Annotated in this window: 12 protein-coding genes; 9 read left to right on the top strand and 3 right to left on the bottom strand. The window is 72.0% G+C overall.

The window, feature by feature from the left end:
* The gene (locus OHT61_RS03680; protein ID WP_329034995.1) at nucleotides 1–417 is read left to right on the top strand and encodes a universal stress protein; all 417 of its coding nucleotides are present in this window, start codon (nucleotides 1–3) and stop codon (nucleotides 415–417) included.
* Nucleotides 418–463: 46 nt separating this feature from the next.
* On the opposite strand, the gene OHT61_RS03675 is transcribed toward OHT61_RS03680, so the two are convergent.
* The gene (locus tag OHT61_RS03675; RefSeq protein WP_329034994.1) at nucleotides 464–1,549 is read right to left on the bottom strand and encodes a WD40/YVTN/BNR-like repeat-containing protein; all 1,086 of its coding nucleotides are present in this window, start codon (nucleotides 1,547–1,549) and stop codon (nucleotides 464–466) included.
* A gap of 255 nt (nucleotides 1,550–1,804) precedes the next feature.
* Nucleotides 1,805–2,863 (bottom strand): LacI family DNA-binding transcriptional regulator, encoded by a 1,059-nt coding sequence (locus tag OHT61_RS03670; RefSeq protein WP_329034993.1) that lies wholly within the window; start codon nucleotides 2,861–2,863, stop codon nucleotides 1,805–1,807.
* A gap of 214 nt (nucleotides 2,864–3,077) precedes the next feature.
* Here OHT61_RS03670 and OHT61_RS03665 point away from each other — a divergent pair, with 214 nt between their 5' ends.
* From OHT61_RS03665 to OHT61_RS03630, 8 genes are all read left to right on the top strand, one after another.
* On the top strand, nucleotides 3,078–4,322 hold the full coding sequence (locus OHT61_RS03665; protein ID WP_329034992.1) for an extracellular solute-binding protein: 1,245 nt from the start codon (nucleotides 3,078–3,080) through the stop codon (nucleotides 4,320–4,322).
* Nucleotides 4,323–4,324: 2 nt separating this feature from the next.
* Nucleotides 4,325–5,254 (top strand): carbohydrate ABC transporter permease, encoded by a 930-nt coding sequence (locus OHT61_RS03660; RefSeq protein WP_329034991.1) that lies wholly within the window; start codon nucleotides 4,325–4,327, stop codon nucleotides 5,252–5,254.
* A 5-nt stretch (nucleotides 5,255–5,259) separates the two neighbouring features.
* On the top strand, nucleotides 5,260–6,159 hold the full coding sequence (locus tag OHT61_RS03655; RefSeq protein WP_329034990.1) for a carbohydrate ABC transporter permease: 900 nt from the start codon (nucleotides 5,260–5,262) through the stop codon (nucleotides 6,157–6,159).
* Between the two features lie 52 nt (nucleotides 6,160–6,211).
* Nucleotides 6,212–8,614, top strand: coding sequence for a glycoside hydrolase family 3 N-terminal domain-containing protein (locus OHT61_RS03650; protein WP_329034989.1), 2,403 nt, complete (start codon nucleotides 6,212–6,214; stop codon nucleotides 8,612–8,614).
* 169 nt (nucleotides 8,615–8,783) lie between these two features.
* Nucleotides 8,784–9,185: a hypothetical protein gene (locus OHT61_RS03645; RefSeq protein WP_329034988.1), complete on the top strand. Its 402-nt coding sequence runs from the start codon at nucleotides 8,784–8,786 to the stop codon at nucleotides 9,183–9,185.
* A 144-nt stretch (nucleotides 9,186–9,329) separates the two neighbouring features.
* Complete coding sequence (locus OHT61_RS03640) at nucleotides 9,330–10,430, top strand: NADH:flavin oxidoreductase/NADH oxidase (protein ID WP_329034986.1); 1,101 nt, start codon at nucleotides 9,330–9,332, stop codon at nucleotides 10,428–10,430.
* Between the two features lie 28 nt (nucleotides 10,431–10,458).
* Nucleotides 10,459–11,190, top strand: a complete 732-nt coding sequence (locus tag OHT61_RS03635; RefSeq protein ID WP_329034984.1) for a class I SAM-dependent methyltransferase — start codon at nucleotides 10,459–10,461, stop codon at nucleotides 11,188–11,190.
* A gap of 21 nt (nucleotides 11,191–11,211) precedes the next feature.
* Complete coding sequence (locus OHT61_RS03630) at nucleotides 11,212–11,595, top strand: ArsR/SmtB family transcription factor (protein WP_329034983.1); 384 nt, start codon at nucleotides 11,212–11,214, stop codon at nucleotides 11,593–11,595.
* 26 nt (nucleotides 11,596–11,621) lie between these two features.
* Here the strand turns inward: OHT61_RS03630 and OHT61_RS03625 are convergent, their stop codons facing one another.
* A complete protein-coding gene (locus OHT61_RS03625) occupies nucleotides 11,622–12,269 on the bottom strand; it encodes a DUF305 domain-containing protein (protein ID WP_329043078.1) in 648 nt (215 codons plus the stop codon).
* Nucleotides 12,270–12,337: the final 68 nt, after the last annotated feature.

The raw sequence follows: 12,337 nt of genomic DNA, 5'->3' as shown, positions 1-12,337 counted from the left end.
ATGTCGGTGGTCCTCGGGTACGACGAGTCGCCCGGGGCGGCGCGTGCCCTGCGGGCGGCGATCGAGGTGGCCGCCGCGTTCGGCGAGAAGCTCGTCCTCGTGTACGGCGCCGCTCCGCCCGGCCCCACCGGCGAGGAGTACCGCGCCCATTACGAGGCCATTCGGCAGGCCGGACGCACGGGGCTGGAACGCGCCGTCGCCTCGGCGGAGGCGGCCGAGGTGCCGACCACCGTCGAAGTCATCGACCTGAGCCCGGCGCAGGCGTTGATCGAGGCGGCCTCCCGCCACGAGGCGCGGGTCATCGTCGTGGGCAGCTGGGGCGAGAGCCCGATGCGGGGGGCGCTGCTCGGTTCCACCCCGCACAAGCTCCTGCACCTGTCGACCGTCCCCGTGCTGTGCGTGCCGACCGACGTCTGACCCGGCCCGGGCCGGCCGGCGGGGCCGTGTCGCCCGGCCGCGCGGGTCAGCCGAGTGCCGCCGCCCGCACACACAGCACGTCCGGCAGATGGGAGGCCAGCTGCTGCCAGCTGTCACCGTCGTCGGCGCTCGCGTACACCTCGCCGTTGCGATTGCCGAAGTAGACGCCGGCCGGGTCGGCGTCGTCCGTGCAGAGGCCGTCGCGCAGCACCGTGCCGTAGTGGTCGCCGTCGGGCAGACCCCGCGTCAGCGGCTCCCAGGTCTCACCCGCGTCCCGGGTGCGGAAGACCCGGCAGCGGTGACCGGCGGGCACCCGGTCGGCGTCGGCGTTGATCGGGAAGACGTAGAACGTGTCCGCGCGGTGCGGGTGAGCGGCTGCGGCGAAGCCGAAGTCCGAGGGCAGGCCCGCGCCGATGTCCTGCCAGCGCTTCCCGCCGTCGTCGCTGCGGAACACGCCCCAGTGGTTCTGCAGATAGAGACGGTCGGGATCGGCCGCGTCACGGGTGACCTTGTGTACGCACTGGCCGAACTCGGGATCGGGATCCGGGAGGAACACAGCCGAGACGCCCCTGTTCGAGGGCGTCCAGCGTTCGCCGCCGTCCTCGGTCCGGAACACGCCCGCGGTGGACACGGCGACGGTCACGGCCGCGGCGTCCCTGGGATCGGTCAGGATGGTGTGCAGCCCTTCACCGCCGCCGCCGGGCACCCATCGGGACCGCGTCGGATGCTCCCAGAGCGGACGCACCAGCTCGAAGGACTCGCCCCGGTCGTCCGAACGGAACAGGGCGGCGGGCTCGGTGCCCGCGTAGACGACGTCGGGCGCCTCGGGGCCGGCGGGGTGCAGCTGCCAGACCCGCTCCAGCGACGCGTCGGTGAACCGGGGGAACTTCACGGCGGGTTGCTTCGGCTCCGCCCACGTCGCGCCCAGGTCGTCGGAGTGGAAGACGGAAGGGCCCCAGTGCGCGCTGTCCCCGCCCACCAGCAGCCGCGGAGTGCTTCCCCGGGTGTCGATCGCGATCGAGTAGATCGCCTGCGCGTTGAACTGCGGATCGCCGAACTCCCATGTCCCGCCCCGCCTGCGGCCGATGAAGAGACCTTTGCGGGTACCCACGGTGAGGAGTACATCGGTCATGACAGGACCTCCCGAGACGCCGTTGTGCCGGATACGGGTCAGTCTGCACCCCGCCACTGACAACGGCCCGTAGCGACGACGCCCGCACGGCCCCCGGCCGGATCACGCGGCCGCTCCTGGCCGGACGGGGGATCAGGCCGCCCCCGGAACGGCGGACTGATGACCCGTCCGGCCCCGGCGCGGCCCCGGGCGCCCGGCAGAGCCCGGCGCGGCCCTGGTGCCCACGGGTTCCCGGGCCGCACGGCCGCGGCCGTCTCAGCGCGACGGCGGAGCCGTGCTGCTGCGCACCACCAGGCTCGTCGCCAGATCGACCCGCGTGGTCGCCGGCCGCCGTCCCTGCCCGAGGTCCAGGACCAGCCGGGCAGCGGTCTCGGCCATCTCCACGAGCGGTTGCCGCACGGTCGTGAGGGGCGGCCCGATCCAGCGGGTGAGCGGCAGATCGTCGAAGCCGACGACGCTGAGGTCCTCCGGGATGCGCAGCCCCAGCTCGCGTGCGGCCTCGTACACGCCGAGGGCCTGGAGGTCGTTGCCGGCGAAGACGGCGGTGGGGGGCTCGGGCAGGCGCAGGAGGTCGAGTGCCGCCGTGTACCCGTCCTCGTGGTTGAACTCGCCCTCCCGGACGAGCTCGGGGTCGATCTCCACCCCGGACGTCTCCAGGGCGGCGCGGTAGCCATCCAGCCGCGCCCGGCTGCACATCATGCGGGCCGGTCCGCCGATCACGCCGATCCGCCGGTGCCCCAGGGCCGTCAGATGGCGGGTGGCGGCGATGCCGCCCTGCCAGTTGGCCGCCCCGACCGACGGGATGTCGTCCCCGGGGTCGCCGGCCGGATCGACCACGACGAAGGGGATGGACCGGCTGGTCAGCTGGGCCCGCTGCGCCGCGTCGAGATCGGAGAGCACCAGGATGACGCCGGCCGGGCGACGGGCCAGGACGCCGTCCACCCACGTCTGGCCCGGGGTGAGCCGGCCCGCGCTCTCCGAGAGGACCAGGCTCAGCCCCTGCTCCCGCGCGACGTTCTCGACGCCTCGGATGACCTCCATCGCCCAGGCGCTGTCCAGCTCGTGGAAGACGAGGTCGATCAGCTGGGACTGCTGCGAGGCGCCGCGCCGGCGGCGGTAGCCGTGCAGCAGCAGGAGCTCCTCCACCCGTGCGCGCGTGCCGGGGGCCACGTCGGCCCGGCCGTTCAGCACCTTCGAAACTGTCGGAGCCGACACTCCGGCCGCTCGGGCGATCTCTGCCAGCGTGGCGGTGCTCTCCGTCGGCTCGCCGGAGGATGCCTTCTCCTTGTGGTGCTGGACCTTTGCAGGGCTCATGCACGAATCGTAGCTTCCCCGGTCCGGGCGGCGGTGGTCCGGCCGGGGTGCGCGAATCCTTGCTCCCGACCCCTTGACGAGCCTCACACCCGATCGTACGGTTCCGGCAACATTCGAGCAGCACGCCGAAACATTCGACAGAGGTGCGGTCATGCGGTCGGGGATATTCGCTCAGGGCACGCGTACGACGAGGTGGGCCGCCGCAGGTGCGGCGATGGTGATGACAGGGCTGCTGGCGGGCTGCGGCTCCGGGGCCGGCGGGAGCGACGGCGGCACGATCACCGCCTACGTCTACGGCGACGACGCGGTCAAGGTCCAGCAGGCCGCGGTCGACGCCTTCAACAAGACCTCCGAGGTCAAGGTGAAGCTGGTGTCCGTCCCGGGCACCGACTACGTGAACAAGCTGCGCAGCGCCATGGGTTCACCCGGCGCCCCGGACGTCTTCTTCAACTGGGGCGGCGGGTCCATCAAGCCGTACGTCGACTCCGGCAAGCTCGTCGACCTGACCTCCACGGTCGGGAAGGACCCCGTGCTCAAGGAGGGCTTCCTGCCGTCCGTCATGACGGCCGGCAGCCTCGACGGCAAGATCTACGGGGTCCCGATGCGCGGCATGCAGCCCGTGATGCTCTTCTACAACAAGGCCCTGTTCGAGGAGCACGGTCTCCAGGCGCCCCGGACCTGGGAGGACCTGCAGAAGGCGGTCACCACCTTCAAGGCCGCCGGCATCACGCCGTTCGCCCTCGGGGGCTCCGACAAGTGGCCCGAGTTGATGTGGATGGAGTATCTGCTGGACCGGATCGGCGGGCCCGAGGTCTTCCGGAAGATCCAGGACGGTGACACCGACGGCTGGGGCGACCCCGCGGTCCTGGAGACCGCCAGGACCGTCGTGGAACTCGTCGACGACGGGGCCTTCGGCACGAACTTCAACTCGGTCGACTACGGCAACGGCGGCGCCCCGACCCTGCTCAACAAGGGCAAGGCGGCCATGCACCTCATGGGGTCGTGGGAGTACTCGACCCAGCTGGGCAAGGCTCCCGAGTTCGCGAAGAAGGACCTCGGCTGGACCGCCTTCCCGACCGTCGCCGGGGGAGTGGGCGACGCGGCGAACGTCGTGGGCAACCCCACCAACTACTGGTCGGTCAACGCCCGCACCAAGCACAAGGACACCGCCGTCGCGTTCCTGAAGACGATGGCGTCCACGGCCTACGCCCAGTCCCTCGTCGACAACGGCGACGTGCCCACCACGTCCAACGCGGCCTCGATGCTCAGCGGTTCGCCCAATCCGCAGTTCGCCGCAGACCAGTACGCCATGGTCCAGAAGGCCCCGAGCTTCACCCTCTCGTGGGACCAGGCGCTCGAAGCCCGTTACGCCACCCCGCTCCTCACCGAGATCAGCAAGCTGTTCGCGGGCAAGAGCACGCCCGAGCAGTTCGTCGCAGCGATGAAGGCCGCCAGGTAACGATGTCCTCCCACACCCCGGTCGCGAAGAGGCGCGGCGGCGGGAGCGCGGCCGCCGGAAACACCGGCCGCCCCCCGGTCGCCTGGGCGCTCCCCGGCATCCTCTTCTTCGCCGTCTTCGCGGTCGTGCCCCTGGCGATCGCCGTCTGCCTCTCCTTCTGCCGGTGGGACGGGCTCGACTCCCCGACCCTGACCGGCCTGGACAACTGGACCCGGCTGTTCCAGGACAAGGAGTTCGGTCAGGCCGCATGGCTGAGCCTGCTGCTCACCACGGTCAGCTGGGCCTTCCAGACCCCGGTGGCACTGCTGCTGGGCGTCTGGGCGGCGGGTCGCCAACGCAGCCGCGCCTTCCTGTCGGCGGTCTTCTTCGTCCCGCTGCTGCTCTCCACCACCGCCATAGCGATGCTCTTCCACGCCCTGCTGGACCCGAACTTCGGCGTGATCAGGACGATCGGGCCCTGGCTCGGCATCGATCCCGACGTCATGGGATCGTCCACCGGAGCCCTGCTCGTGGTGGCGTTCGTCGGCGGATGGCAGTTCATGCCCTTCCACACACTGATCTACCAGGGCGGTGCCCGCCAGATCCCCGAAGTCCTCCACCAGGCCGCCGCCATCGACGGCGCGGGCATGGTGCGGCAGTTCTTCCACATCACGCTGCCGCAGCTGCGTCACACGATCACGACGTCCTCGGTGCTGATGGTCGTCGGATCGCTGACGTACTTCGACACCGTCCTCATCATGACCAAGGGCGGACCCGGCACCGACACCACGATCCTGCCCTACCTGATGTACCGGACCGGCTTCCAGACGTACGACCTCGGCTACGCCGCGGCCATCGCCACCGCGCTCGTCGTCGTGGCCACGGGCATCTCGCTGGTCATGGTCCGCTTCAGCGGGTTCGGGGCCATGCGTTCCACCCGGGAAGGTATGTGACGCCCATGTCCACCGACACCCGTCCCGCCACGCCCACCCACCGGCCGGTGCCCGCCGCCGGCCGCGGGGCGCGCCCGGTCCGCCGCCGAAGGTCCCACGGCAACCCGGTGGCCGGCCTCGGCTCGCTGATCTGGCTCGTCGTCGTCCTGGTACCGCTGTACACGCTGGTCTCCGCGTCGCTGATGCGGCAGGACCAGGCGCTGGGCGGAGACCCGCTCGCGCTTCCGGCCGACCCGACCTTCGAGAACTACCGGACCGTGCTGGACAGCGGCTTCGCCGCACTGCTCGGCAACACCGCGATCGTCGCCGCCGCCACGGTCGCCCTCGTCCTGGTGCTCTCCGTGCCGGTGGCCTACGTGGCGGTGCGCACCCGCAGCCGCCTCTCGTCGCTGGCCTTCCGGATGTTCCTGCTGGGCGTCGCGATCCCGGCCCAGGCGGTGATCGTGCCGCTGTACCTGATGATCGGCAAGCTCGGTCTGTACGACACCCTCTGGGCGGTCATCCTGCCCACCGCCGCCTTCGCGATGCCGGTCGCGGTCCTGGTCCTCAGCGGCACCATGCGCGACGTCTCCGAGGAGATGTACGAGGCGATGGCCCTGGACGGCGCGTCACCCGTCCGCATGCTCTGGCAGCTCGCCGTCCCGCTGTCCAGGGCCGGGATCAGCACGGTGGCGATCTTCTCCGCCCTGCAGGCGTGGAACGGCTTCCTGTTCCCGCTGATCCTGACCCAGTCGCAGGAGAACCGCGTCCTGACGCTCGGGCTGTTCACCTTCATGACCCAGTTCGGAGTGAACATCCCGGCGGTGCTCGCGGCGATCGTCCTCTCCGTCGTCCCCATATTCGCCGTGTACCTCGTCGCCCGGCGCGCCCTCATCGACGGACTGATGGGGGTGGGCGGCAAATAGAGCGCAGACGCCGCCCCGGACCACCGCACTCATGAGAGGAACCCCTGCCGCCATGGCAATCCACCCCGCACCGCAGGCCCGTCCGGCCGACCCGTCCCCGGCCGTGGACGGACCGTGGCGCGACCCGTCGCTCAGCCCCGAGGAGCGGGTGGCCGATCTGGCGTCCCGGATGACGCTGGAGGAGAAGGCCGCCCAGCTGTACGGGATCTGGGTGGGTGCCGACGCCGAGGGCGACGGAGTCGCGCCGCACCAGAACGACATGGTCGACCCCGTCGACTTCGAGGACCTCACCACCCGCGGACTGGGCCAGCTCACCCGGCCGTTCGGCACCGCTCCCGTGGACCCGGGCGTCGGAGCCGTCGCCCTGGCCACCGCCCAGGCCAGGATCGTCGCAGCCGGCAGATTCGGTGTCCCGGCACTCGCCCACGAGGAGTGCCTGGCCGGCTTCACCGCCTGGGGTGCGACGGCCTACCCGGTCCCGCTCGCCTGGGGCGCGGCCTGGGACCCCGGCCTCGTCACGGAGATGGCCCGGCGGATCGGCCACGACATGCGGTCGGTGGGCGTCCACCAGGGACTCGCGCCGGTCCTGGACGTGGTGCGCGACCTGCGCTGGGGCCGGGTCGAGGAGACGATCGGTGAGGACCCCTACCTGGTCGCGACCATCGGCACGGCCTACGTCCGGGGTCTCGAGTCCGCCGGGATCGTCGCCACTCTCAAGCACTTCGCGGGGTACTCCGCGTCGGCCGGCGCACGGAACCTGTCGCCCGTCAGGGCGGGCGCCCGGGAGATGGCGGACGTGATCCTCCCGCCCTTCGAGATGGCCGTCCTGGAAGGCGGCGCACGCTCCGTGATGCACTCCTACGCGGAGATCGACGGCGTGCCCGCCGCCGCCGATCCCTCCCTGCTCACCGGACTCCTCCGGGACACCTGGGGATTCACCGGCACGGTCGTCGCCGACTACTTCGGCATCGGTTTCCTGGAGACCCTGCACAAGGTGGCGGGGAACCGCGGGGACGCCGCCCGCCTCGCGCTGACCGCGGGGGTCGACGTCGAACTGCCCACCGTGCGCAGTTACGGCGACGAACTGGTCGCCGCCGTGCGGGACGGACGTGTCGCGGAGGAACTCCTGGACCGCGCCCTGCACCGCGTCCTGCTCCAGAAGTGCGCGCTCGGACTGCTCGACCCGGACCCGTCCGTCCTGCCCGGCGCACTCGACGGTGTGGAGCCCGGACGGGCGCGCGGCACGGTGGACCTGGACCCGCCCGGGAACCGGGACCTGGCCCGGCTGCTCGCCGAGAGGTCCTGTGTGCTGCTGGCCAACCCCGACAGCCTTCTGCCGCTGACCGGCACCGGCCGGATCGCGGTCGTGGGACCACGCGCCGACGACCCCCTGGCCATGCTGGGCTGCTACTCCTTCCCCAGCCACGTCGGGGTCCAGCACCCCGCCTCGCCGATGGGCATCGAGGTTCCGACGCTGCTGGAGTCCCTGCGCGCGGAGTTCCCGGGCGCGGGCGTCGACCACGCCCAGGGCTGCGAGGTGGACGGTACGGACACCTCCGGCATCGAGGCGGCCGCCGCGCTGGCCGCCGGGGCCGACGTCTGCGTCGCCGTGCTCGGTGACCGGGCCGGGCTGTTCGGACGGGGCACGTCCGGAGAGGGCTGTGACGCGGCGGATCTCGCCCTGCCGGGGCGGCAGGGCGAACTCCTGGACGCACTCCTGGCCACCGGCACCCCGGTCGTCCTGGTCCTGCTGACGGGACGTACGTACGCGCTCGGCGGACGTGCCGCGCGGCTGGCGGGCTGTGTGCAGGCGTTCTTTCCCGGCGAGGAGGGCGGTCCTGCGCTCGCCGGTGTGCTCTCGGGCCGGGTGAACCCCTCCGGACGTCTGCCGCTGGGCGTCCCCGAGGGGCCCGGGGGACAGCCGTGGACGTACCTCCAGCCCCCGCTGGGCCGTGCCAACGGGGTGAGCAACCTCGACCCGAGCCCGCTCTACCCGTTCGGGCACGGACTGTCCTACACCTCGTTCGCCTGGGAGCCCGGCCCGGATGTGCCGGCCGAGCTTCCCACCGACGGAGAGACGGACATCGCGATCACGGTCCGCAACACCGGCGACCGCGACGGGGCCGAGGTCGTCCAGCTCTACGCCCACGACCCGGTAGCCCAGACCACGCGCCCCGAGGCCCGGCTGATCGCCTACGCCCGGGTGCCGCTCGCCGCGGGGGAGTCCCGCACGGTCGGCTTCCGCTTCCACGCGGACCTGGTCTCCTTCACCGGGACCGCGGGGCGCCGGATCGTGGAACCGGGAGACCTCGAACTCCGCTTCGCCACGTCCAGTGACGCGGCGGACGTCAAGCACACCGTGCGGCTGCGTCTCACCGGACCCGAGCGCACCGTCGATCACCGGCGCCGCATGGTGTGCGCCACGTCGCTCGGACCGCCGCGCGCCCAGGAGTGAGGAGCGGAGCCCCGCACCCGTCATCCGAAGGGGTGCGGGGCTCTGTCGAAACTTTCGGGCGGCCCGGGTCACGGGCCCTCGGATTCCGCCCGGCCTGCCCGTCGTGGTACTCCATGAGGACCGGTGGTCCGAGGTCCGCCGGCCGGAGCGGGACGAGGAGGAGACACGGATGAGCGTCGAGGTCCAGGACACCGACGGCCGAGAGGTGGTGCTCGGCATCGCCCCCGGCCCGGAGGACGGGCCCGCACGGGTCGGCATCCAGGTGGAGGGACCCGCGGTACGCGCCTCCTGGACGTGTTCCCCGGCTGTGGCCAGGGAACTGGCCGCGGCGCTCGTCGCCGTGGCGGCCGAGGCGGAGAACACCAGGTCGGAGCCCGTCACGGTCAAGGCCGGTGAACTGCTGCGCGGCGACGTGCGCGACGGGAACCGGACCATGACGGTCGAGTCGGTCAAGCCGGACGGGGCGAACGTCCTGGTGACGTGGACATCGGGAGCCGGACGCAGCTGGAGCCAGGTCTACTCGGCCGAGACCGACATCGGGCTGAGGCGCCGGCTGCGCCCGGGGAGCTGACCGGGGCGGCCGTCGCGCGGCTTCATAATCCGACGCTCGTCGTAGTACGGTAACTCTCGTAGTACGGTGATTCTCGTACGAAGTGGCGACCGGGTGCGTCCCGGCCGGCCGCCCCCGTCGCGTCCCGATGAATCGGAGCCCCCCGTGAGTGCACTCTTCGAGCCCTACACCCTGAGGTCGCTGACCGTCCCCAACCGTGTCTGGATGGCTCCGATGTGCCAGTACAGCGCGGAGGCCTCCGGGCCCGACGCGGGCACGGTCAACGACTGGCACTTCGCCCACTACGCGGCGCGCGCGGTGGGCGGCACGGGACTCGTCCTGACGGAGGCCACCGCCATCAGTCCCGAGGGGCGGATCAGCCCCTCGGACCTCGGTATCTGGAACGACCGGCAGGTGGAGGCGTTCCGGCGCGTCACCGACTTCCTCCTGAGCCAGGGAACGGTCCCCGGCATCCAGCTCGCGCACGCCGGGCGGAAGGCCTCGACGGATCTGCCCTGGCGCGGCGGCACTCCCATCGGGGCCGGCGAGCCCGGAGGCTGGCAGACGGTCGCCCCGAGTCCTCTCGGGTACGACGAGGGCGACCCCGCACCCGCCGAGCTGACCGTCGACGACATCAAGAAGATCGTCGACGACTTCGCGGCGGCCGCCCGGCGCGCGCTCGCCGCGGGCTTCCAGGTCGCCGAGGTCCACGGTGCGCACGGCTACCTCATCGGCCAGTTCCTGTCCCCGCACAGCAACCACCGCACCGACTCCTACGGCGGCTCCTTCGAGAACCGCACGCGTCTCGCCCTGGAGGTCGTCGACGCGGTGCGCGCGGTGTGGCCCGAGGAACTCCCGGTGTTCTTCCGCATCTCCGCGACCGACTGGCTGACCGAGAACGCGGACGACGCACGCGAGGGCTGGACCGCCGACGAGACGGTCCGCCTGGCCCGTCTGCTGCTCGCGCACGGAGTCGACCTCCTGGACGTCTCGACCGGCGGACTGGCGCCGAACACGCGGATCCCCGTGGAGCCCGGCTACCAGGTGCCGTTCGCCGAACGCGTACGCACCGAGACCGGCCTCCCGGTCGCGGCCGTCGGACTGATCACCGACGCGGTCCAGGCCGAGAAGATCGTCACCGACGGAGGTGCGGACGCGGTCCTGCTCGGCCGTGCACTTCTGCGCGACCCCTACTTCGCCCGCAGGGCGTCGAGGGAGCTCGGCGGCGAGGTCCGCACGCCCGATCAGTACGGCCGGGCGGTGTGACGCCACCGCTGTCGGTACGCTGACCGCGATGTCCACTCCGCAGGGCCCCACGCTCCGCGAACTGGCCGTACAGGCGCTCTCCTCGACGATGCGCGGATACGACCTGCTCGCCCCGAAGTTCGACCTCACGCCGTACCGCACCCCGGACCGGGTCCTCGACGCCGTCACCGACGCGGTGCGGCCCCTGGGGCCCTTCGGCAGCGGCCTCGACGTCTGCTGCGGCACCGGCGCCGGGGTGGGCGTGCTGCGGGGTCTGTGCACGGAGCGCGTCACCGGCGTCGACTTCAGCGCGGGCATGCTCGCCGTCGCCGGGGCATCGCACCCGGCCGGCGGCGGCGGCCCCGACGTCGGCTGGGTGCGGGCGGACGCGCGGGCCCTGCCGTTCCGGCCGGTCTTCGACCTGGCCGTGAGCCTCGGAGCTTTCGGGCACTTCCTGCCGTCGGAACGCCCCGGTCTGTTCGCCCAGGTGCGTGCCTCCCTGAGGCCGGGCGGACTGTTCGTCTTCCCGGTGGGCGCGCCGCCCGCGGTCGGTTCCCGGGCCTACTGGTCGCTGTTCGGCTTCGATGCGGCCATGAGGGTGCGCAACGCCCTCCTGCGCCCGCGATTCATCATGTACTACCGCACGTTCCCGCTGCCGGGGGTCCTGGCCGATCTCTCCCGCGCGGGCTTCGGAACCCGGCTCCTGCCGCTGGAGAGCCTCGGCCGGAGACCGGACGGGAGCCCGCGCGCCCGCCTCGTGGTGGCAGCGGTCCCGGAATAGGAGTTCGATGACCCTCGTACAATGGAGTCCCCCGTCCGAAGTGGAGCCGTCGTGACGCCGACGCCGAACGCCGCTCGCGTCCTCGCCCACCCCTCGCGCGAGGAGATCCGCGTCGAGGGAGTGCTCCACGCGCTCTCCGACCCGATCAGGCTCAGGATCGTGCGCCAGCTGGCGGGGGCGGCCGACGAACTGGCCTGCTCACGCTTCGACCTCCCGGTGTCCAAGTCCACCTTGACGCACCACTTCAGGGTGCTCCGCGAGAGCGGCGTCGTCAGCCAGTTCTACCGCGGCACGGCGAAGCTGAACTGTGTGCGGGTGGACGACCTGGACGCGTTGTTCCCCGGGCTGCTGGACAGCGTCCTCGGGGCGGCCACCCTCCAGGCCCGGCGCCACGGCGAGAGCTGAGCCCCCGCCCGCGACCCCGGCACGGTTCAGGTCATCAGCGCCCGCATGCGCTCGACCTCGACGGTCTGCTGTGCCACGACGTCGTTGGCCATCTCCTCCACCAGCACGTTGTTGCCGTCCGCGAGGGCCTCGGTGGCCATCGTGACCGCCCCCTGGTGGTGAGTGATCATCAGCTGCAGGAAGAGCGTGTCGAACGCCTGGCCCCGCGCCGCGCGCAGGTCGGCCAGCTGGGCCTCGGTCGCCATGCCCGGCATCGAGGAATGCTCATGGGTCTCCTCGCGGTCGTCGGCACCGTTGTTCTTCAGCCACCCCTCCATGGCGGCGATCTCCGGCTTCTGGGCGGCGGAAATCCGCTGGGCGAGCCGCTCGACCGAGCCCGACCGCGCCCGCTCGGGCACGAGCGCGGTGAGCACCAGCGCCTGCCGGTGATGCTCGATCATCATCCGCGCGTATCTGATGTCGGCGGAGTTCGGGGTGTCGTCCCCGGCGGCCTCGGCGGCCTCGTCGGGCGACAGCGTCCGGGCGGGCTCCCCCGGCTTCCCGGGAGCGATGACCGAGGGGCCCCTGTCCGCGGCGGACTTCGTCGCACCGTCGCCGCCGTCCTCGTCGCACCCGCTCGCGAACAGCGCGGCCGAGAGGACGGCCACCAGGGCGACGGAGCGCAGGCGCGCCATCCGACGGGGTATCAGCACAACTACCTCCAGGAGCACTTGGTTGTGTTGCAGACCGTCCTAACACCTTC

This window comes from Streptomyces sp. NBC_00178, from assembly GCF_036206005.1.
Classification (GTDB): Bacteria; Actinomycetota; Actinomycetes; order Streptomycetales; family Streptomycetaceae; genus Streptomyces.
Note: the sequence above shows the minus strand (reverse complement) of the source record. Positions and strands in the feature narration are given on the sequence as shown.